General features: G+C 70.7%; 18 protein-coding genes. 14 read left to right on the top strand and 4 right to left on the bottom strand.

The window, feature by feature from the left end:
* From QMG73_RS24265 to QMG73_RS24230, 8 genes are all read left to right on the top strand, one after another.
* Nucleotides 1–227 (top strand): substrate-binding domain-containing protein (locus QMG73_RS24265; RefSeq protein WP_281899301.1); only part of this gene is annotated, 227 nt, incomplete at its 5' end.
* Between the two features lie 7 nt (nucleotides 228–234).
* Entirely contained in the window at nucleotides 235–1548 is a 1314-nt protein-coding gene (locus QMG73_RS24260) for an ABC transporter substrate-binding protein (RefSeq protein WP_281899299.1), read from the top strand.
* 154 nt (nucleotides 1549–1702) lie between these two features.
* Complete coding sequence (locus QMG73_RS24255) at nucleotides 1703–2743, top strand: TolB family protein (protein ID WP_281899298.1); 1041 nt, start codon at nucleotides 1703–1705, stop codon at nucleotides 2741–2743.
* Nucleotides 2744–3949: 1206 nt separating this feature from the next.
* A complete protein-coding gene (locus QMG73_RS24250; protein ID WP_281899295.1) occupies nucleotides 3950–4768 on the top strand; it encodes a MurR/RpiR family transcriptional regulator in 819 nt (272 codons plus the stop codon).
* Nucleotides 4765–6060: an extracellular solute-binding protein gene (locus tag QMG73_RS24245; RefSeq protein ID WP_281899293.1), complete on the top strand. Its 1296-nt coding sequence runs from the start codon at nucleotides 4765–4767 to the stop codon at nucleotides 6058–6060. Before QMG73_RS24250 ends, QMG73_RS24245 begins: the two co-directional genes overlap by 4 nt.
* Nucleotides 6061–6122: 62 nt before the next feature.
* Nucleotides 6123–7103, top strand: coding sequence for a carbohydrate ABC transporter permease (locus QMG73_RS24240; protein ID WP_281899292.1), 981 nt, complete (start codon nucleotides 6123–6125; stop codon nucleotides 7101–7103).
* Entirely contained in the window at nucleotides 7103–7939 is an 837-nt protein-coding gene (locus QMG73_RS24235) for a carbohydrate ABC transporter permease (protein ID WP_281899289.1), read from the top strand. The genes QMG73_RS24240 and QMG73_RS24235 overlap by 1 nt, the downstream gene beginning before the upstream one ends.
* A 98-nt stretch (nucleotides 7940–8037) precedes the next feature.
* Nucleotides 8038–8886: an alpha/beta hydrolase family protein gene (locus QMG73_RS24230; protein ID WP_281899288.1), complete on the top strand. Its 849-nt coding sequence runs from the start codon at nucleotides 8038–8040 to the stop codon at nucleotides 8884–8886.
* Between the two features lie 4 nt (nucleotides 8887–8890).
* Here the strand turns inward: QMG73_RS24230 and QMG73_RS24225 are convergent, their stop codons facing one another.
* Entirely contained in the window at nucleotides 8891–11581 is a 2691-nt protein-coding gene (locus QMG73_RS24225) for a LuxR family transcriptional regulator (protein WP_281899286.1), read from the bottom strand.
* Between the two features lie 38 nt (nucleotides 11582–11619).
* Nucleotides 11620–12600 (bottom strand): helix-turn-helix domain-containing protein, encoded by a 981-nt coding sequence (locus tag QMG73_RS24220; RefSeq protein ID WP_281899284.1) that lies wholly within the window; start codon nucleotides 12598–12600, stop codon nucleotides 11620–11622.
* Nucleotides 12601–12749: 149 nt separating this feature from the next.
* Between QMG73_RS24220 and QMG73_RS24215 the strand changes: the two genes are divergently transcribed.
* The 4 genes from QMG73_RS24215 to QMG73_RS24200 all read left to right on the top strand — a co-directional run bounded on the left by QMG73_RS24215 (nucleotide 12750) and on the right by QMG73_RS24200 (nucleotide 18329).
* Nucleotides 12750–16712 carry a S8 family serine peptidase gene (locus tag QMG73_RS24215; protein ID WP_281899282.1) on the top strand — a complete coding sequence of 1321 codons (3963 nt, stop codon included), beginning with the start codon at nucleotides 12750–12752 and terminating at the stop codon, nucleotides 16710–16712.
* Between the two features lie 155 nt (nucleotides 16713–16867).
* The gene (locus QMG73_RS24210) at nucleotides 16868–17401 is read left to right on the top strand and encodes a CGNR zinc finger domain-containing protein (RefSeq protein WP_281899279.1); all 534 of its coding nucleotides are present in this window, start codon (nucleotides 16868–16870) and stop codon (nucleotides 17399–17401) included.
* Nucleotides 17398–17814 carry a VOC family protein gene (locus QMG73_RS24205; RefSeq protein WP_281899277.1) on the top strand — a complete coding sequence of 139 codons (417 nt, stop codon included), beginning with the start codon at nucleotides 17398–17400 and terminating at the stop codon, nucleotides 17812–17814. The genes QMG73_RS24210 and QMG73_RS24205 overlap by 4 nt, the downstream gene beginning before the upstream one ends.
* Nucleotides 17815–17819: 5 nt before the next feature.
* Entirely contained in the window at nucleotides 17820–18329 is a 510-nt protein-coding gene (locus tag QMG73_RS24200) for a GNAT family N-acetyltransferase (protein ID WP_281899275.1), read from the top strand.
* Here the strand turns inward: QMG73_RS24200 and QMG73_RS24195 are convergent.
* Nucleotides 18307–19440, bottom strand: a complete 1134-nt coding sequence (locus QMG73_RS24195) for a M50 family metallopeptidase (protein WP_281899274.1) — start codon at nucleotides 19438–19440, stop codon at nucleotides 18307–18309. The genes QMG73_RS24200 and QMG73_RS24195 overlap by 23 nt on opposite strands.
* Nucleotides 19441–19502: 62 nt before the next feature.
* Between QMG73_RS24195 and QMG73_RS24190 the strand changes: the two genes are divergently transcribed.
* Complete coding sequence (locus QMG73_RS24190) at nucleotides 19503–19796, top strand: hypothetical protein (protein WP_281899272.1); 294 nt, start codon at nucleotides 19503–19505, stop codon at nucleotides 19794–19796.
* Between the two features lie 22 nt (nucleotides 19797–19818).
* Here QMG73_RS24190 and pth2 read toward each other — a convergent pair whose 3' ends face one another.
* Nucleotides 19819–20166, bottom strand: coding sequence for a peptidyl-tRNA hydrolase Pth2 (pth2, locus tag QMG73_RS24185; RefSeq protein ID WP_281899270.1), 348 nt, complete (start codon nucleotides 20164–20166; stop codon nucleotides 19819–19821).
* 38 nt (nucleotides 20167–20204) lie between these two features.
* Between pth2 and QMG73_RS24180 the strand changes: the two genes are divergently transcribed.
* Nucleotides 20205–20996, top strand: a complete 792-nt coding sequence (locus QMG73_RS24180) for an alpha/beta fold hydrolase (protein WP_281899268.1) — start codon at nucleotides 20205–20207, stop codon at nucleotides 20994–20996.
* Nucleotides 20997–21888 lie beyond the last annotated feature (892 nt).

The raw sequence follows: 21888 nt of genomic DNA, 5'->3' as shown, positions 1-21888 counted from the left end.
TCGACGACATCACCCTCAGCCGCCTCACCCGCCCCAAACTCACCACCGTCGCCAACCCCACCGCAGCCGCCGGACGAGCCGCCGTCGACATGCTGCTCCAGATCGGCGACGACCGAGGCGCGACCGCCCAGATAACGCTCCAGACGGAACTCGTGATCCGCGAGTCCACTGGCCCTGTAAGTACCGCACCCCCGGTAGACACCGGATCCCTTGTAGACAAGGAGTAGTCACACCATGGACCACCCCGCGCGCACGTCCCGGCGCCGGCTGCTCGGCGGCTTCGCCGCCGCCGCGGCCCTGCCCCTGCTCGGCACCGCCGCCGCCTGCGGCGACGACGAGAGCGGCGGCAGCACCGACTCCAACAAGCCGGTGGAGCTGTCGATCTTCTGGTGGGGCGGCGAGGCCCGCGCCAAGCTCACCGAGGACGCGCTGGCCCTCTACACCAAGGCGCACCCCAACGTGACCTTCAAGAAGACCTGGCAGGCGAACCAGGGCTACTTCGACAAGCTCGCCACGCTCACCGCGGGCGGCGACGCGCCCGACATCTTCCAGATCGACGACAACTTCCTCGCCGAGTACGCGTCGCGCAAGGTCACGCTCGACCTGACCGAGTACACGAGCGGGAGCAAGCTCGACGTCTCGAAGTTCCCGCCCAGCCTGGTCAACTACGGCAAGGTCGAGGGCGTGCTCGCCGGCCTGCCGTTCGGTGAGAACACCCAGGGTCTGGTGTACAACAAGACGCTGCTGGCCAAGTACAGCCTGCCCGAGCCCACCACGGGCATGAGCTGGGAGCAGCACATCGCCTGGGCCGAGCAGGTCTCCAAGGCCGCCAAGCTCCCCGGCACCATGGACCCGAGCGGCAACTACATGGCGTTCTGGGTGTGGCTGCGCCAGCAGGGCAAGGGCCTCTACAACGGCAAGGAGCTGGGCTTCACCGCCGACGACGTGACCCGCTGGTTCGACCTGTGGGCCGGTGCCCGCGCTCGCGGGGCGACCCCGACGCCGGACGTGATCCACGAGGGCAACGAGTCCAGCATCACCAAGCAGCTCGTGGTCACCGGCAAGGCCGCCACCTCCTGGGTGTGGGTCAACCAGATGCCGGAGATGAAGAAGAGCACCAAGGACGAACTGGGCGTCATCGCGTTCCCCGGTGACCCGTCGGCCCAGTGGGCGCGCGCCTCGATGTACTTCTCGGTCTTCCGGGGCAGCCCCAACAAGGACATCGCGATCGACGTGCTGAACTTCCTGGGCAACGACATGGAAGCCGGCAAGATCCTCGGTACCGAGCGCGGCCTGCCGTCCAACCTGGACGTACGCAAGGCGGTCGAGCAGACGGTCACCGACGCCGCGATGAAGCAGTCGATCACGGTACAGGGCGAGCTGGCCACCAAGTTCGGCCCGCAGTCGCCCGAGGTGCCGCTCAAGGGGCACAGCAAGATCCGCGCCGAGCTGATCAAGGCGTCGGAGAACGTGGTCTACGGCCGCCAGAAGCCGGCCGACTCGGGCAAGGCGTTCTTCGAGTTCAGCAAGACCGCCATCGCATCCTGAACCGTTCGGGCGCGCGCCGCGTTGTCAGTATCAGGACAGCGCGGCGCGTTGCCGGTGTTGCACGGGGGTGCGACTATTCTGGCCCTAGGTAGTGAGTCTTAACCCTAGGTAGCGAGTCTTAACCCTAGGTAGCCCGAGCCGCCCGGGAGGGACGATGGCCTTCCTCGCGCACGAGCCCGAGGCACCGGCGCCCACGCCGACACCGCCGTCGGCGCCGCGAAGGACACCCTTGATCAGTCGCCGCACGGTCGTCATCGGCGTGCCCGCCCTGGTCGGGCTGGCCACCGCGGGCGCCGTCACCGGATACGTGCTCGCCGGCGACGAGCCGAAAGACGAAGGCGACACCAACGACCGCAAGGGCATGGGCGCCGCCTCGCCATCACCGGGCGCGTTCCCGGCCGACCCGATGCTGTTCCGGCTCGACGAGGGCAAGCGGTCCGGGGTCTTCGTCACCGTTCCCGACAGCGGCGAGCGAAACCAACTGGCCGCGGGCGGATACGACGTACTGCCACAGTGGTCGCACAAGCGCGACCGCATCGCCTTCATCCGGCGGATCACGCCCACGCACTGGCAGATCTGGACAATGGGCCGCGACGGCAACGGCGAGGCGCTGATCGTCGACAAGGTCAACCGCGGCACCCGGGTCTGCTGGTCCCGCGACGACAGCAAGCTCGCCTACGTCGCCCGCGCGGGCGGCCGCAACCAGCTCTTCACCGTGCCGGCCATCGGCGGCGCCCCCACCCAGATCACCCACACCAACGACGACAAGGACGACCCCGCGTGGTCGCCGAACGTCGAGGGCCTGGTCTGCATGTGGGCCGTCCGCGACGGCAAGCCCCAGCTCATGCTGTTCCGCGTCGACGACCCGGCGGGGTCGCGGCAGTGGCTGACCAAGGGCGGCCTGGCGTCCGTCGACCCCGACTTCTCCCCGGACGGCAAGCTGATCGCGTACTCGCACAGCAAGGTATCCGGCCAGGCCGACATCTACGTGGTCACGCCCGACGGAGAGTCCCGTCCGGTCACCTCCGGCCCCGACCTCGACCAGGACCCGACGTGGTCGCCGGACGGCGAGTGGATAGCGTTCACCCGCGGCCCGGTACTCGAGCCCAAGCTCTACGCCGTCCGCCCCGACGGCACCGGCCTACGCCAACTAACGGTGGGCACCGCCCTGGAGGGCCACCCCTCCTGGTCCTAGCTCCACCCCTCGCCCCCACCCGCCCCACGCGCCTGTCCGCGCCGCGCCCGGCGCCCGCTGCGCTGCTCCGCGCGCCCGCTCCCCTGCTCCGCCGATCAAGGGCGAATGCACGTGGTTGGATCTCTTTTCCGCGTGCGTTCGCCCTTGATCGACGCGAATGCCCTAGATCGGTGTGCCGGTCCGGCGAGGTGTGTGGGGGGCGCGGCCTCGAATGGGCGGGTCTTGAACGGCACGGCGTCGGCTGAGCCCGCCACGGGCTCAGCGCGGTGTGGGGCGCGCCGCTTGGTGGGGTGTAGTGGGATCTTGCGCCCGGCTATGTCGGATACATCCGGGCGCAAGATCCCAGCCCACCCCACCAAGCGGCGCAGTCCGGGCCACGCGGCTGGATCTTGGAGCGCGAGCGTCGCCAGGGGCGACGGTAGAGCGCCAAGATCTAGCCGCGCGGCGATCCGTAGCCGCGATATCCGGGATAACGCGCCTTCCAAGTCGGGCGGATGCCGCGATTTCCCTGAAATCGCGGCATCCGCGGACCTTGGCGTCCGCTCTCCGCGGCGACATCCAGCACGCCGACGGCGACGGCGAGGGCCGCCGTCCGGCGGACGTCGGCATCCTCCTGTCCGCCGATCAAGGGCGAATGCACGTGGTTGGATCTCTTTTCGCGTGCGTTTGCCCTTGATCGACGCGAATCTCCTTGATCGATGCCAGCTTGCCAGCTGCGGTCAATGATCTGGCGCCGTAGCAAGCCCGACCACCCGCCCCCGGCGAGCCCAGCGCCGCCCACGCCCCCCAGCACCGCCCACGACCCCAGCGCCGCCCAGGACCCCAGCACGGCCCGCGACCCCGAGCACCGCTCGCCGACCACGACCCCGCATAGCCTTGACGCACTGCGGTCTCGGACAAGGAACCCGCCCCGAACCACCGCCTCGCACATGGCGAGACGAAGTTTGGAAGCGTTAAAGATTGACATACCTCTATTCGAAGTGTGACCCTGAGGGACGACCGAGCCCCGACAGCGCCCACCTCCCGGTGCTGAGCTGCTCGGCCATCTGATCGTTACACTCCTCCACCGGCCGTGGGGCCGCATCCGACAGGTGCGGCCCCACGGTCTGTTGGTAACGGTTTTGCCCAGCCTCTTGACAACCCGCCACCCTTCAGTAAGAACTATTACCAGTAACAGTTAATAGTCCTTCCTATAAGAGTGGCCCCATGGCGGTACTCGAGCGCGTGCGGTCCCGGCTGCCGGAGCTCACCGGCGCGCTGCGGCGGGTCGCCGACACCGTGCTCGAAGATCCCACAGCCGCGGCCCACTCGACGATCGTGGAGCTGGCCGAGCGCAGCGGCACGTCCCCGGCCACCGTCACGCGGTTCTGCCGGGTCCTCGATTTCGGGGGCTACGCCGACCTGCGGCTCGGCATCGCGGCGGAGACGGGCGCCGAGAGCAAAGGTGGCTGGACCGTCGACATCGGACGCGAGATCCAGCCGACCGACTCCCTTGACCGAGTACTCAGTCAGATCATGGCCGCCGACGCGCACGCCATGCGCGACACGGCCCTGCTGCTCGACCTCGCCGCCGTCAAGCGGGCGGCGGCCGCGATCGCCTGTGCCTCGCGGGTCACCGTCTTCGGCGTCAGCGGCAGCGCCCTCGTCGGCGAGGACGTCCAGCTCAGCATGCACCGCATCGGCGTACCCGCGTGGGCGTGGACCGACCTGCACGGCGGCCTCGCCAGCGCCGCCCTCTCCCGCCCCGGTGACGTGGCCATCGGCGTATCACACACCGGCCGCACCGGCGAGACGATCGAGCTGCTCGCCGAGGCCGGCAACCACGGCGCGACCACCGTCGCGCTCACCAGTTTTCCCCTGTCCCCGCTGGCCGAGCTCGCCGACATCGTGCTGCTCACCGCCGCGCAGGAGACCGACTTCCGCCCGGACGCGCTGTCCGCACGCCACCGCCAGCTCGTCGTGCTCGACCTGCTCTACGTGGCGGTCCACCTGTATCGAACCCAACCCCCAAGGAGGAACCCGTGAAGCGCAGGATCGCGGTCGCGGCGGGGCTCGCCGTCGCGCTGCTCGGTACCGCCGCGTGTGGCGGATCGGACAGCGGCGACGACTCGTCGGCCGCTCTCGACGGCAAGGGCAAGACGCTCAAGGTATGGCTGATGGTCGACGCGCAGTCGAGCTGGAAGGAGATCGTCGACGACGCCAACGCGCGATTCACGGCGGCCACCGGGGCGAGCGTGTCGGTCGAGTACCAGCAGTGGGCCAACCATCTGACCAAACTGGACGCCACGCTCGCGGGCAACGACGTGCCGGACGTGATCGAGTTGGGCAACACCGAGATGCCCAAGTACGTGTTCAGCGGCGCCTTCGGTGAGCTCGACAAGTCCACTTTCGACAACTCGGCCAACTGGCTCAAGGGCCTGAGTGGACCGTGCGAACTGGACGGTAAGACGTACTGCGTGCCCTACTACGCCGGTGCGCGGGTGCTCATCTACCGCACCGACCTCTTCGACGCCGCTGGGGTCAAGCCACCGGCGAGCTACTCCGAGCTGACCGCCACCGCCGACACACTCAAGGCCAAGAACAGCGCCAGCAACAAGTTCGCGGCGTTCTACATGCCGGGTGCCTACTGGTACGCCGCCATGTCGTGGGTGTACGCCGAGGGCGGCCAGATCGCCAAGAAGGACGGCGACAAGTGGGTCGGCACCCTCGCCGAGCCGACCGCCCAGGCGGGCCTGACCAAGTGGTCCGACCTCGTCAAGAAGTACTCGTCCGGCGACATCACCAAGGACGAGAACGACCAGGCCGCCATCTTCGCCCAGGGCCAGTCCGCGATGTTCTACGGCAACGGCTGGGAGGCGGGCGCCGCACAGGAGCAGCGCAAGGACCCCAACGACCCCAACTCCGAACTGGTCGCCACCAAGGTGAAGGGCAAGGTCGCGTCGGCGCCGCTGCCGGGCATCCCGTCGTTCCTCGGCGGCTCGAACCTCGGCGTCGCCAGCAAGAGCAAGAACCAGGCGCTCGCCGCCGAGTGGATCAAGACATTCACCGACACGAAAGCGCAGGAGGCCCTGCTCGCCAAGGGCGTACTGCCCAACGCCACCAACCTGCTCGACAAGGCCGCCACGGTGAAGGGCAACGAAGCCACCGCGCTCGCCGCGAAGAGCTCGTGGTTCGTGCCGATGGCCGAGAAGTGGGCGGACGTCGAGAAGGCCGGCGTCCTGCAGCAGATGCTGCGCGACATCGTCACCGGAAAGCGAAGCGTCGCCGACGCCACGATGTGGGCCGACACGGAGATCGCCAAGATCCTCAACGGCTGACCGCGTGCCGCGCCGCCCGTGTCCCTCGGGCGGCGCGGCATCCTCCAGAAAGGACGGACAAGATGCCCGCGGTCGGATCACCGGCCACCGTGCCACGGCAGGCGCCGCCGGTCCCTTCCGCGCCGCCCCGCCATCGCCCCCATCGTGTACGCCGGCGGCGTGACCGCACACCCCTGCTGCTAGCCTTGCCCGCCCTCGTACTGCTGGCCGGCCTGCTCGCGTACCCGCTCGGCCGCATGGTCGTGCTGTCCTTTCAGGACATGCAGCTCAGACACCTGTTTTCCGGCAGCACGCCGCCGTGGGCCGGCCTCGACAACTACACCGAGATCCTCACCGACGGCGAGTTCTGGGCGGTGGTGAGGCGTACCGCCGTCTTCACCGTCGTTTCTGTCGCCGTATCGGTGGTGCTCGGCCTCGCCGTGGCGCTGCTCATGCTCCGGGTCAGCCGTGCGGTGCGGCTGGCGATGGTGATTTCCATGCTGTTCGTCTGGGCGATACCGCAGCTGGTCTCGGCCCAGATCTTCAAGTGGATGGTCGACGCCGACTTCGGCATCGTCAACCACGTCATCGACCAGATCCCGGGCGTCGACTTCGCCAACCACAGCTGGTTCGCCGACCCGACACAGGGCTGGATCGTCATCACCACGCTGGTCGTGTGGGCGGGCGTACCGTTTCTCGCCATCACCCTCCACGCCGGGCTCACCCAGGTGCCGCGCGAGCTGCTGGAGGCGGCCACAGTAGACGGTGCCAGCGGCTGGCAGGCGTTGCGGAGCATCACGCTGCCGATCCTCAAACCGCTCGTCGTCATCGTCACCACGCTGTCGGTCATCTGGAACTTCGGCCTGTTCACGCAGGTGTGGGTGGTCCGCGACAGCAAGCCCGAGCAGGACTACCAGACCCTCGCCACGTACGCGTTCACGCAGGCGTTCGGGCGCAACAACTACAGCCTCGGCGCCGCCATCTCGGTCATCACCGTGCTGCTGATGCTGGGCGTGATGGCGTTCTACATCAGGCAGATGTTCCGGATCGGAGACGTGGACTGATGCTCACCTCGCACCGCGGCCGCACCGGTACCGTCCTGGCGAACACCGCCGGCGTCGTCTTCGCCGTCGTGATGGCGTTTCCCGTGTACTGGGTGCTGAACACCGCCTTCAAGCCCGCCTCGGAGGTGCTGTCGTTCGAACCGAAGCTCTGGCCCGAGCGCCCGACCCTCGACAACTTCGCCTCCGCCATCAAGGCGCCCTACTTCCTCGTGGACCTGCGCAACGGGCTCATCATCACGGCCTTCGCGGTGGCCGGCGCGCTCGTGGTCGGCTTTCTCGCCGCGCTCGCCATCGCGCGGTTCCGGTTCTACGGCCGCCGGGCGCTCATCATGGTGATTCTGGCGGTGCAGCTGGTGCCTTTCCTGTCGCTGCTCATCCCCCTGTACCTGATGCTCAACCGCGCCAACCTCACCAACAGCCTGGTCGGCGTCAGCATCACGTACCTGGTGCTGATCCTGCCGTACACGGTATGGACCCTGCGGGGTTTCATCGCCGCGATCCCGCGCGAGCTCGACGAGGCGGCGCTGGTCGACGGTTGCAACCGCTGGCAGACGTTCTACCGGATCATCCTGCCGCTGACCGGCCCGGGTCTGGTCGCCACCTCGATCTACGGCTTCATCCAGGCGTGGAACGAGTTCATCATCATCAACACCCTCAACAATCCCGAGAAGCAGAACCTGATGGCGTGGCTGCTGCAGAACCAGACCAACCGCGGTACAGCGTGGGGCCCGCTCATGGCCGGCGCCATCATCACGGCCCTGCCGGTCGTGGTGTTCTTCCTCATCATCCAGCGCAACATCGCGGCGGGCCTGACCGCCGGCGCGGTCAAGGGCTGACCACGCGAGGCCGGTGATTTCGCCGATACGTGACCGCGCGCCGTGACCCAGAATACTGATCACCATCCATGGGTCACCCACGACGCGAGGGGAAGCACATGAAGCTTCATCGACGCCGCGGCATCGTCACCAGTCTCGCCCTGATGCTCGCCACCACCGTTGGCGCCATCGGGATCGCCACGCCAGCCGTCGCCGACGAGATCGGCCAGGCGCCCACCGCCGCGAACATCACCGGCAACGGCAGCTTCGCCGTCACCTCGGCTGCGGTCACCGGTGCCAGCGGCTTCGGCGGCGGCACGGTCTACTACCCGACCACCGCGGGAACCTATCCGGTGGTGGCGATCGCGCCCGGCTTCACCCAGGCGTGGAGCGCCATCCAGTGGCTCGGCCCGCGACTGTCCTCATGGGGCTTCGTCGTGGTGGGCATCAACACCAACTCGTCGCTCGACTTCCCGGCCAGCCGCGGCACCCAACTGCTCGCCGCGCTCAACTGGGCCGTCGCCTCGGCACCCGCCGCGGTGACGTCGCGGGCCGACGGCACACGGCGCGGCGTCGCCGGGTACTCGATGGGTGGCGGCGGCACCCTCGAAGCGCTGTCGCAGGACACCACCGGCGCGGTGAAGGCGGGCGTGCCGATGGCGCCGTGGCACACCGACACGACGTGGCAACAGGTCACCGAGCCCGTGTTCATCCTCGGCGGCCAGAACGACAGCACCGCGCCGGTCGCGTCGCACGCGAAACCGATGTACAACAGCCTCGGCGGGCCGAAGACCTATGTGGAGCTCGCCGGCGCCCCGCACTCGTTCCCCCGCACCGACAATGCCACCACGTCGCGGGCCCTGGTGTCGTGGTTCAAGCGCTGGCTCAACGGCGACGCCCGATTCACCCCGTTCACCTGCGGCTTCACCGGCACCGCCATCTCCGCCTACCAGACCACCGCCTGCTAGCCCGTCACGACATGAGCCGCGCGAGCTCGACCCGCGACCGCACGCCCAGCTTCGCGAAGATGTTGCGCATGTGGTGATCGACCGTCCGTGTACTCAGCAGCAGGTGCGCCGCCACCTCCCGGTTGGTGGCTCCGTCGGCGACCAGCCGCGCGATCTGCACCTGCTGCGGAGTCAACGCCTCGACGGCGGGTGGCTGCCGGTGCTCGACATGATGACCGGCGGCCCGCAGCTCCGCGACGGTCCGGTCGATCCACGGTCGCGCCTCCAACCGTTCGAACGTGTCCAGCGCGCCGCGCAACTGCACCCGCGCCGCGGCGGGCCGCCGTTGCCGGCGCAGCCTCTGGCCGTACAGCAACGCGGTCCACGCGCGGTCGAGGTCGGCACCGCTTCGCGCATGCTGCTCCAGGGCGGCACGAAAGTACTCGTCCGCCTCCCCGTTGTCCTCCGCGAGCAGCGCGTGGCACCGAGCCGACAGCGCGAGCCACCGCGGGTTGGCGGTGGTGGTCGCCCAGGCGTCGAACACCCTGAGCGCGGCCACACCCGCTGGCCGTACGCCGCACCGGGCGGCGGCCTCGACGATATGGGGCGTCGCGGCTACCCGCAGCACGACGTGAGCGCCGGTGGCGGCCCGCAGCCGCGCGAACGCCTCCGGGTGCCGCCCGTCCACCAGGTCGAGCACGGCCAGCGCCCACTCGACGACAGCGCGCGCCCAGCCGGCTTCCCGAGCGTCCCGCGCCCGCCGCAGGCACGCCGCCCGGTCACCGAGGATCGCGGCGTGAAGCGCGAGCAGCGCCGACTGGCCGCTGGCGACGGCCTCCTGCCCGCTCTCGCGTGCCAGTTCCAGCCCGCGCAGCGCGGTCGTCGGGTCGTCGTAGCGTCCCATGGCAAGCTCGGCCAGCGCGGCGATCTCCAGCGCTCGCGGCTCGACGGACAGGTCACGGTTCGCGCGCGCGATGGCCGCTCCACGCCCCGCCAGCCGGTGCGCCTCCAGCTCCGCTCCACACAGGATCGCGGCCAGGCCGGCCTGGGTGAAGGCTTCGGCGTTGTCGAGTGTGGACACCGATGTGACCGTCCGGCCGAGCGCGTCAGCGGCCCTACGGTGGGCGCCGCGAAGGGTCGCGGACAGCGTGGCGAGGTGCTCGCACGCGAGCTCCACGATGGGCGGTTCACCAGGGCGGCGCGATGCCAGCGCGCGGCGGGCGACGTCGAGATAGCGGGACCGCTCACCGGATACCCACAATGCCTCACCGGCCCGCGCGAGCGCGCCGATCGCCAGGCCCCGGTCGTGACCGGCCAGCTCGTCCGCCACGGCCAGCAGCGCGTCCACGTCCGGTGCCGCCGCACCGGTGCGAAGCCCGATCTCCGCTTCCAGTACCGCCGACACGGCACGGACGCGAGCCGGTACCGTCGCCGGGCGCACCCTCCGCAGCAGCATCCGCGCGCGGTGCGGTTCGCCCGCGCGCCACGCGTGCCGGGCGGCGGCGACCACGCGGGCCGCGGCGATGGCGGCGTCGCCGGTCAGCTCGGCGGCCCGTTCGAGCGCACGCGAAGCCGCGCCGTGCCGGCCGTGCGAAGCGAGAGCGGCCCGTTCGAGCCGTGTGGCGAGCCCGTCATCCGGACCGTACGCCGCCAGCGCGCGATGGAGATAGTGGCGCAGCGGTTGCGTTCGCGGGTCGACGCTCCGCGCCAGGAGACTGTGGACAGACCTGCGCTGGACCATTGTGGACTCGTGGTAGGTGAACGCCCGAACCAGCGGCCGGACGAACCTGATCGCCGCGCCGTCGACCCGGAGCAGCCCGGACGACTCGGCGGGCTCCAGTGCCCCGATGTCCACACCGGACACCGCGGCCGCCGCTGCGAGCCCGTCGACGTCCAGCTCCTCGTCGGCCGCGGCCAGCAGCACCAACCAGCGGGTATCCGCCGGCAGGCGCAGGAGTCGGGCGCGATGCGCGCGGCGCAGCCGGTGCTCCGGGGGCAGCACCTGCGGCAGCGGCGCCTCGCCGCGCGCCTGTTCGGGCGTCAGCGACCTCGCCAGATCGGTGAGCACGCACGGGCTTCCCATCGCGATGGACCCGAGTGCCCCGGCCACGTCGGCGACGGGTACCAGGTCACGCAGGACCTCCCGGCTGGACCGGTCGTCGAGGGGTGCCAACCGCAGCCCTCGGACCCCGAACGAGACCGGAACGGTCTCGTCGCACCAGCCGAACAGCATGGCGATCCGGTCTCCGCGCAGCCGTCGCGCCACGAACGCCAGGGCTTCGAGCGACGGCGGGTCCAGCCAGTGCGCGTCGTCGACACAGCAGAGCAGCGGCCGCTCCCCCGCGACGCGGCGCAGCAGGCGCAGCAGCCGCACGAAGGTGGCGAACCGGCTCTCGCCGGCGGGACCGCTTTCGAGCAGCCGGGCCAGCGCCAGGGCCTGTGACGCCGGTGGCCCGGACGCGTTCTCGACCACCGCGCCGAGCAGGCGGTGCAACGCCGCGAACGGCAGTGTCGACTCCGTCTCCGCAGCGGCCAGCGCGAGTACCAGGAAGCCGTCGGCCTGGCCCGCCGCCGACTCCAGCAGGGCAGTCTTCCCGATGCCCGGGTCGCCGTGAAACACCAGGGCACCACCGCCGCCCGCGAGCAGTTCGGAGATCGCCTCGTGCTCGCGCCGCCGTCCGGGGAGCGGGGACAATTGCCGCGATCCACCAGGCATGTCACCAGTGTTACCGACAAGTAACAGGTTGGAAAGGGTCAGGCCCAGCCGCGTTCGCGAGCGGCGAGGCCGGCCTGGAAGCGGGTGGTCACGCCCAGCTCCAGGAGCAGGTCGTGGATGCGGCGCTGGACGGTACGCAGGCTGACGCCGAGGGTCCGGGCGATGGCCTCGTCGGTCAGGCCGGCGGCCAGCAACCCGAGCAGGGCGCGCGTCGGTTCGTCGGGGGCCAGGGCCGCCGGCGCGGCGGCACCGTCCACAGTGAAGGCCCGCACGGGTACGCCGCGGCGCCATTCCAGCTCGAAGAGGGCGACCAGGGCGTCCAGTAGCGTCGACGGGTGGATGACGAACGCGGCGTCGACCGCGTATCCGCTGCCCCGGATCGGGATGAGCGCGGCCGCGTCGTCGACCATCCACAGCTTGAGGGGCGCGTTCGTGACGATGCGGGCCTTCTCGCCGCGCTGGCTGGAGGCCCGGATGTCGTCGAGCTTGCCCGGCCGCCGCACCGACTCGACGTCGTACAGGATGCGGTACTCGATGCCCTCGCGCAGCCGCTGGTACTCGCGGTCGGCGTTGGTGTCGGCGTTGGGCATCGCGTACGGCGGCTTGTCGATGCCGCGCACCGACGACTGCGCGCCCTCCTGCAGGGCGAACGCGCGGCTGGCGATGTTCTGCGCGCCGGTCACCACCTCGACCAGCTCGGCGGGGTGGGTGTGCCGCGACGAGCGGTGGAACGAGGCGGTCAGCTCGTGAATGGCGGTGCGCACGTAGAGCAGCTCGTCTTCGCGGCGGGCGAGCATCGGTTGCAGCGACACGTCGGGCGCGACCGCCAGGTAGGACACCTGCCTGCCGGGGAGGCGGCTGGCCAGGCCGCGCCGGGCGAGCGCGGCGAGGGTACGGGCGGCGAGGCGGGCCGGCAGCTCGCACTGGCGCGCCACGTCGGCGGCGGAGGAGCGCGGGTTCTCGATCAGTGTCATGTAGACCCGGCTCTCCGTCGGCGAGAGACCGATCGCCTCCAACAACGCGGTTCACCTCCGGTAGCTGGGTGGTGGCGGGATGCCGTCAGATGGCGGGTATCTGCCGCACGGCGTACTTGCGCCGCCACACCACAACCACCAGGTTAGATCAACAACAAGGTGATCTCCATCGACGTCTCGTGCCGGAGGACCCCGTGCGCATCCCCATTCCCGCCGGACACCCCACCCTGCGCGGGTTCGTCGCCCAGGTCACCGCGGTCCTCGTGACCGCGACCGCGGCGCTGGCGGCTACCGCCCCTCCCGCCGGCGCCGCACCTAAACCGGCCCCAGCCACGGCCGCCAAGGTCGCGGCGTTCAAACCCACAGCGTTCAAGCCCACGAAGCTCACCCTCATCACCGGCGACACCGTCACCTACTCCCGCGACAGCGAGGGCCGCGCGTCGGTCAGCGTCGACCTCGGCGCCGGCCGCGACGAACTGACCTACCAGGCGCAGGAGGCGGACACCGGGTACTACGTCATCCCCAAGGACGCTCAGGGGTACGTGGCCTCGGGTGTGCTCGACAAGGAGCTGTTCAACCTCGACCGCCTAGCCGCCAGCGGGTACGCCGACACCACCGCCGCCGAACTACCGGTCATCGTCCAGTATGGACAGGAGTTGAGCGCGTCGGCCCTCGGCAAGCGCGCCGGCACCATCAAGGGCGGCACGAAGCCCCGGGCTCTCGCGAGCGTCAACGGCGCGGCGGTCCGGGTCACCAAGGCGCGTACCGGCGAGTTCTGGACCGGCTTCAAGCAGCCGGGGAACGCCGGGCTGCGCAAGGTGTGGCTGGACGCGAAGGCCACCGCCCTCGACGACGTGAGCAACGCCCAGATCGGCGCGGCCACGGCGTGGGCGGCGGGCTTCGACGGCACCGGTACCCAGGTGGGCATCATCGACACCGGCATCGACGCCACCCACCCGGACGTGGCCGGCAAGGTGACCGCCGCGCGCAGCTTCGTGCCGGCCGGCAGCCCCGGTGGCGGCGCGCCGGACGACGTCACCGACCGGCACGGGCACGGCACGCACGTGGCGTCGATCGTGGCCGGTACGGGTGCCGCCTCGGGTGGGCGCTACAAGGGCGTGGCGCCCGGTGCGACCCTCACCATCGCCAAGGCGCTCGACGACAAGGGCAGCGCCCTCAACTCCACCATCATCGAGGCGATGCAGTGGCAGGCCGCGACCGCGAAGGTGCGGATCGTGAGCATGAGCCTCGGCAGCGGCCCGACCGACGGCACCGACCCGCTCAGCCAGGCGGTCGACGACCTGACCGCCGAGTACGGGACGCTCTTCGTGGTGGCGGCGGGCAACGACGGGCCCGGTCGCCGCACGGTCGCGTCGCCGGGCGCGGCCACCTCGGCGCTGACCGTCGGCGCGGTCGACAGCGCCGACCACCTCGCCGACTTCTCCAGCCGGGGCCCGCGGTTGGGCGACTCAGCCATCAAGCCGGAGATCACCGCGCCGGGTGTCGCCACCGTCGCCGCCCGTGCGGCCGGTACCTCGATGGGCACCCCGCTGGACGCCCGGTACACGGCCGCCTCCGGCACCTCGATGGCCACGCCCCACGTCGCGGCGGCGGCCGCGCTGCTGGGCGCCAAGCATCCGAAGTGGACGGCGAAGCAGATCAAGGACGCGCTCGTCGGCACCGCCAAGGACGGCGGCTACTCGCCGTACGACCAGGGCGCCGGGCGGCTCGACGTGGCCCGTGCCATCACCCAGGACGTGTTCGCCGACACGGCGACCTTCTCGGAGTTCTTCGCCTACCCGTACCCCGGCCAGACCCGGACGAAGGCGGTCACCTTCCGCAACGAGGGCGCGGCCGACGCGACCCTCGACCTGTCGGCGACGCTGACGCGCGCTGACGGCGGCCCCGCCCCGGCGGGCCTCGCGACCCTGGCACCGGCCACGGTGACCGTGCCGGCCGGCGGCACCGCGACCGCTGACCTCGTCTTCGAACCGACGGTGGGCCAGTCCGGCCGGTACACGGGCCGGGTGACGGCGGCCGGCGGCAGCACCCGGCTGGGCATGCCGATGGCCGTGTTCAAGCAGGCCGAGCAGCAGACCCTGACGGTGCGGGTGGTCGGCGACCCCGCGTGGATCATGCAGCCTTACACGTCGATGACCGCGGTCCGGCTCAACGACACCGAACCGGCGCTCGACGGCGAGTACACCTCTGTCTTCAGTGGACAGTACAAGCAGACCGGTGAGCCCAACACGTACGAGGTCCAGCTCACTCTCGCCCGGGGCGGCATCTACTCGCTCGACGCCATCATGTGGTTCCGCGAGACCGCGGACGCGTATCCACGCCACGGCCTGCTGACCCTGCCCGAGGTGCGCCTCGACGGCGACACGACGGTCACATTGGACGCTCGCAAGCTGGTGCCGGTACGCGTCAGCACGCCGCTGCCGAGCGAGCAGGTCACGCTGAACTACCTGTACACCCGGACGACGGCGTCCGGCCGGCTGTGGGCCGGTGCCACGGTCTTCGCGTACTCGGCCGCGGTCCGGGGCGGGCTGTGGGTACTGCCGACGACCGGTACCGCGACGACGATCGGCAAGTCCACATTGGTCATCGACCAGATGCACATCAAGCCTCAGGTGACGATGGCGCTGACCGGCGGCCGCCGGGTCGACCTGCACCCCCGGTACATCGCCGAGGAGCACTCCGAGGTGCCGAAGTTCACCGCGGACCGGCGGGTGCGGCTGGCGAGCCAGGCCGAGCTGCGCGCCGGCCAGGACGTGCGCGGCAAGCTCGTCTACCTGGAGCCGGACACGCTCGCGAACTTCCGCGCGGACCTGTCGAAGGCGATCGCCGCTGGCGCCGCCGGCACCCTGACCGACAGCGCCTACGCATGGATCATGGTGGGGCCGAACAGCAAGCCGTACATGAGGATCCCGCTGCTGGTGATCGACCACGCCGAGGCGGCGCTGGTGACGCAGGCGCTCGCGAGGCAGCCGCGCCCGCAGGCCGACCTGGGCGTCGAGCTGGTCACGCCGTACCAGTACAAGCTCGCCTTCTACGTGCGCGGCGCGGTGCCGTCCAAGCTGGACTTCCGGCCCAAGGCGAGCGAGTTCACCCGGATCGAGACCACCTACCACGCGCAGTTCCCGACGTACCAGGGTGAGTGGGGCACCGGCGAGAACTTCGGCGAGGTGATCCACACGTTCGTACCCGAGCAGACGTTCAGCATCAAGACGCCGCACGGCTTCCCCGGGCCGGCGCGGCGCACCGAGTACTACAACGTGACCGGGCCCGACACGCTCTGGATGCGCGAGTACACCTTCTACGACCCGGCCACCGGCGCGATCCGTGCCGGGCTCGGCGAGCGCGGGTTCGCGAAGTCCACAAGCGAGCGTGAGGACTGGAACGAGGGCTTGCTGCCCATCCAGCTCGTCCCCGGCCCGCAGGCGCCCGAGGGCTTCACGCCGGTGATCCCGTGCGACGGCTGCCGCCAGGGTGACAAACTGCGGGTGCGGTCCCTCGCCGGCCTCGCCCTCGGCCAGTACTCCGACCTGAGCGACAACAGCCACAGCTACCAGGGCGCGGCCGGCGTCGAGGAGAACCACCTGTACGGAGGCGACACCGAGATAGCGCCCTCGTACGACGCCGCCGGCCTGCCGTACTACACGGTGCCCGAGGGCGTGCGGTCGTACCGGTTCACCAGCCGCTTCCAGGACGCCTTCGCGGCCGCCCACAACGCGACCGCGGTGACCACGACGTGGAACTTCCGGTCCGGCCGGCCCGCGAGCGGCAACGTCAAGGAGCCCAACCTCTGCCTGGACGGCGCTCTCTGGGGCGACACCGCCGCGTGCGCGTGGCTGCCGCTGATCCAGCTCCAGTACGAGCTGGGCCTCGCGCCGGACGACACCGCGCCCACCGGCCCGTACACGTTCACCGTCACGCCGAGCGGGGCCAAGCCGCGCGACGTGCGCGTGTGGACGTCCACGGACGCGGGCGCCCACTGGACGCCGGCGCTGGTGCTGCCGGGGTCGGGCGGCTCCTACAAGGTCGTGACCTGGAACACGCGCGGCACCGGCACGGTCTGGTTGCGCGCGCAGGCCCGGGACGCCGCCGGCAACTCGGTCGAGCAGGTCATCGCGGACGCGTACCGGAAGAGGTGAGCCCGGTCACCTCCACCCAGCGGTGCCCGCAAGGGCACCGCCGGTACCGGACCACCCCCTCGGAGGTGTAGTGCGCGGACTCGGTCTCGGCGCCCCACTTCAAGCGCCCGCAGGCTTCGCAGTGCTCCATGCGTCCAGCATGCTGTAATAGGCTTATGCACTTCAACCATTACGGAGGCACGGGGGCTTTCGTCGCGGCCGCGCTGGCCAACACCACGGATTTCAGCGTGGCCGCGATCGACCGCCTCCTGACCGAGCACGAGATGACCAGCCGGATCGCCGACGACAAGCAGGCCGCGACCCTCGCCGCGTGGGCCGACCGGGTCCGGCCGGTCTTCGGCGACGACGACCCGGGCAGGCAGATCGCGCTGGTCAACGAGCTGCTCACCGACGCCACCACCTCGGTGCGCGTCTCCCGGCACGACGGGTACGGCGCGCATCTGCACTACATCACCGATACCGACGATCCCGTCGCCCGGATCAAGGCCGCCGTCGCCGGCGGCCTGGCCGTGGCCATCTGCGGCGCGGGCGGGCAACGGCTCGGTCGCTGCTCGCGAGAGGGTTGCGCCATCGTGTACGTCGACACGTCACGCAACGGCCGCCGGCGCTTCTGCTCCCTCGCGTGCGCCAATCGGGTGAACGTGGCAGCACACCGCGCGCGAGTGGAGAAACTAGGATCGACGGCATGAACTGGACGCTCGAAGTCGTGGTCGTGCCCGTGTCCGACGTCGACCGCGCTCGCTCGTTCTACGCCGACCAGGTCGGCTTCAACGTCGACCATGACACGAAGATCGGCAACGAGCTCCGGGTCGTCCAGCTCACCCCGCCCGGTTCGGGCTGCTCGGTCGTCATCGGCACGGGCATCGGCGACAGCATGGCGCCCGGCTCGCTCAAGGGCCTGCAACTCGTGGTCTCCAACCTGCCGAAAGCCCGCGCCGAGCTGGTCGAGCGCGGCGTCGACCTCACCGAGATCCAGATCGCCGGCCCGGGCGGCTTCCGCCCCGCCAACGACGGCGAAGACCTCGACAACGTGGGCTTCGTCTTCTTCGCCGACCCCGACGGCAACAGCTGGGCGGTCCAGCAGATCTCCAGCCGCCCCTGACCGGCGTGGAGCGGCTGACAGAGCGCCTGCGCCTCGTGCCGATCGGCCGCCAGCACGCCGGCGAGCTGTGGCGGCTGCACTGGGACGAGTCGGTCGCCGCCTGGTACTGGGGCCGTTACACTGCCCAGCAGGCCGAACGCGTGGCGGCGACCATGGGCCGCGGGTGGCAGACGCGCGGCGTGAGCAAATGGCTGGCCTACGACCGCGGCAGCGGCGAGCTGGTCGGCCGCGGCGGCCTGTCGTACAAGACGCTGGTGGGCGCCGAGTGGCTGGAGGTCGGCTGGCTGCTGCGCCGCGAGTACTGGGGCAACGGCTACGCCACCGAGATCGGCCGGGCCGGGATCGACTTCGCGTTCGGCGAGCTGGGCGCGGCCGAGGTGGTCGCGTTCACCGAGCCACACAACGCCCGGTCGCGCGCGGTCATGGTGCGGCTCGGCATGCGCTACCAGCGCGAGATCACCCACGAGAGCGACCGGTACGCGCTCTACACGATCACTGCACCGTCACCGGGTTGACGAGGTCCGCGGCCACGGTCAGTAGCGTGATGCCCGCGAACAGCAGGATCGCCACGTACACGACCGGCATCAGCCGGTAGTAGTCGACCGGTCCGGGATCGCGCCGCCGCAGCTTCGCGTACACCCAGAAGCGCGCCCGCTCGAACCACCAGACCGCGATGTGCCCGCCGTCCAGCGGCAGCACCGGTAGCAGGTTGAAGACGCCGTAGAACAGGTTGAGCGCGGCCAGCAACAGCAGGAACGCCGCCCACTCCCCCTGATCGGCCAGCTCGCCGCCGATCCGGCTGGCGCCGACCACGCTGATCGGGCTGTCAGCGGGCCGCTCCTCGCCCGAGAGTGCGGAGATCAGCGCGGGCACCTTCTCCGGGAACCGTCGCAGGGCATCGAAAACACCCTCGAACATCACGACCGTCTGGTCGGCGGCCTTGCCGATGCCGCCGATCGGGCCGGCCGTGCTCTCCGGCATCACCGGCGTGACACCGAGCATCCCGGCCCCGTCGACGACCGGCAGCGTCGCCGCGCCGGTCCGCATCTGTCCATCATGAACGAACGTGACCTCCACCCGCTCGCCGCCCGACGCCCGGACGATGGCCACCATCGCGTCCCACCCGCGCACCGGCGAGCCGTCGATCGCCGTGATCACGTCGCCGGGCGCCAGGCCGACCGCCGCCGCGGCGCTCGCCGTGCCACTCACGCTCGCGACGCGGACCGGCTCGGTCTGCAGCCGGCCGGCGTCCGGCAGCGGCACGAACGCGAACAGGATCCAGAGCAGGAACACCCCGAAGACCACATGGGTACCGCAGCCGGCGAGCATGACGGTTGTGCGCTTCCAGAGGGGGTACCGCCACATGGCGCGCGCCTCGTCGGCGGGCGCCACGTCGGTGTCCCTGATCATCCCGACGATCCGCACGAAGGCGCCGGCCGGGATCGCCTTGACGCCGTACTCGGTCTCGCCGCGCCGGAACGACCACAGCGTCGGCCCGTACCCGATGAAGAAGCGGGTGACCTTCATGCCGAACGCCCGCGCGGTCAGCATGTGCCCCGCCTCGTGCAGGCACAGCGACACGAAGATGCCCAACGCGAACAGGATGACGCCGGCGACCTCAAGCATCCGGTCACCCTATCGGGCGGTGTCGCGCCACGGTTCGAACGCGTGTTCGATAGAATGTACGAATGATGGACACCACCACGTCGCGTCGAGCCGTGATCGCCCGGCTGTACGAGATCGCCACCGAGTACGCCGGTGGTTACGGCGAAGGGCTCGGCCGGGCGCGGGCGCTGGTCGAGCTGGCCGCCGTCTCCATCGACCCCGACCTGCTCTCCGCGGCCGCCGCCGCACACGCCCTGGCCGACAACTGGTACGCGATCGCCGCCGTCGACCTGCTCATCGAGGCCGGCGCCGAGCAACCCTTGATCCAACACCACATCCACGACCAAGGCCCCGGCGAGCCCTACGAAGCCCGCTAACCGCCCCTGATCTTAAGATCTCTCAGAGCAGGGACAACTCGCCGCAGACGGCGTCGACCTCGGCGTCGTGGGCGGGGCCGATCGCGCAGCAGGTCACGGTCCCGGCGGCGACCTGGGTGCGGCCGGCGTCGCGAATCACCGACACCGGCAGGCCGGCCGCTTCGGCGGCCGCGCACACCTCCAGGAGGGCCTCCTCACCCGGTACCCGCAGAACCACCTTGGGCTGGCCGGCGCGCAACCAGTCCGCGAACCGGGCGCTGCCCTGGTTTCGCAGCGCCGCCGAGACGGCGGCGTGCGCCGCCTGCGCGGCGATCTTGCCCTTGCCCATGGCGAGGTCCGCGCGCATCACGATCGCGAGCTTGGCCGGCATGACCACGCACTCTACGGGCTTCGGCTTACGATCACGGTGTGCGCGCGCAGGTGCGGCTCGCGACGGGCGTGACACTCCGGTACCGGGTACAGGGCACGGGCGTCCCGGTGGTCCTGCTGCATCCGTGGACCGAGTCGCTGGGCTGCTTCGACCGGCTGTTACCGCTGCTGCCCGCGACGATCCGCGCTTTCGCGGTCGACCAGCGCGGCCACGGTGGCGCCGACAAGCCGGCGACGGGATACGCGCTGGCCGACTATGCCGGTGACGTGGTCGCGTTCCTGGACGCGATGGAGTTGCCGGCGGCGGTGCTGCTCGGCTCGTCCAGCGGCGGGTACGTGGCGCAGCGCGTCGCCGTCGACCACCCGGACCGGGTCGCCGCGCTGATGCTGGTGGGGGCGCCGCGGTCCCTGTACGGCCGGCCCGCGTTCGCCGACGAGGTGGACCGTCTCACCGACCCCGTCGACCCGGAGTGGGTGCGAGCATCGTTGAGCTGGTTCCCGCTGGAACACGCGGTGCCAGACTGGTACCTGGCCGACCGCGTGACGGATGGCGCCCGAACCCCGGCGCGCGTGTGGCAGCAGGCGCTGGCGGGCCTGACCGAGGCGCCGCCGCCAACGGAGACCGGCACCATCACCGCACCCACGCTGATCATCTGGGGCGGGCGCGACACCCTCCTCCCCCGCGCCGACGCCGACCTGCTGGCGGCGGCGATCCCCGGCGCGCGACTGCTGATCTACGAGGACACCGGCCACCTGGTCCTCTGGGAGCGCCCGGACCGCGTAGCCGCCGACCTGATCACCCTCCTGCCCGACCCTCCACCCACCCCCTGACCCCTCTCCGCCCTCCCCCTCGCGCTCTCTCCCCGCCGACCGCTCGCTCCCCGCCGACCGCGCGCTCGCCCCTCCGCCGATCAAGGCCCTCCGCGCGCCCCTTCCGCCGATCAAGGGCAACCGCACGTGACTCAATGCCCTCCGCGCGTCCCTTCCGTCGATCAAGGGCGAATGCACGTGGTTGGATCTTTTTCCGCGTGCATTCGCCCTTGATCGATGAGATCGGCCTTGATCGCCGTCGCGCTTCCCGGCGCTGCCGTAAACGGCGGCCATGAAGGCCGCGATTTACGGCCAGACACGCGCCGGCGCCAGATCTTGGCGCTGTACCGTCGCCATGGCGACGCTCCAGTTCCAAGATCTGAGCGCGAGCATGGCTTGGTGGGGTGAGCTGGGATCTTGCGCCCCACCAAGCCGGATATATCCGGACGCAAGATCCCAGCCTGCCCCACCAAGCCACGCTGCGGGCTCCGCGCGGACGCGGAGCCGACGCGAGGAGCGGACGCGGGAAGCGCGCCCGCAGAGCCGGCGCGAGGAGCCGGCGCGAGGAGCCGGCGCGAGGAGCCGGCGCGAGGAGCCTGCGCGCGGAGCCGGCGCGCGGACCCGGCGCGCGGACCCTGCGCACGGAGCCGGCGCGAAGAGCCCGCGCGGGAGCGGACGCGGGGAACCCGCGCGGAAACCCGCCCGCGGAGCCGGCGCGGGCACCACAGCGCGGGACCGCCGCCGATCAAGGCCGATCCCATCGATCAAGGGCGAACGCACGCGGAAAAGAGATCCAACCACGTGCATTCGCCCTTGATCGACGGCAAATCGACGGGAGCGGCGCGAGGCCGCGCCGCAGGCGGCGGCGGTGTTGCCTATAGGGAAGCAGAGCAAAGCAGGGTGCGAACACACA

This window comes from Phytohabitans aurantiacus (assembly GCF_027923225.1).
Taxonomy (GTDB): Bacteria; Actinomycetota; Actinomycetes; order Mycobacteriales; family Micromonosporaceae; genus Phytohabitans; species Phytohabitans aurantiacus.
This window is presented reverse-complemented; position numbering and strand designations above follow the sequence as displayed.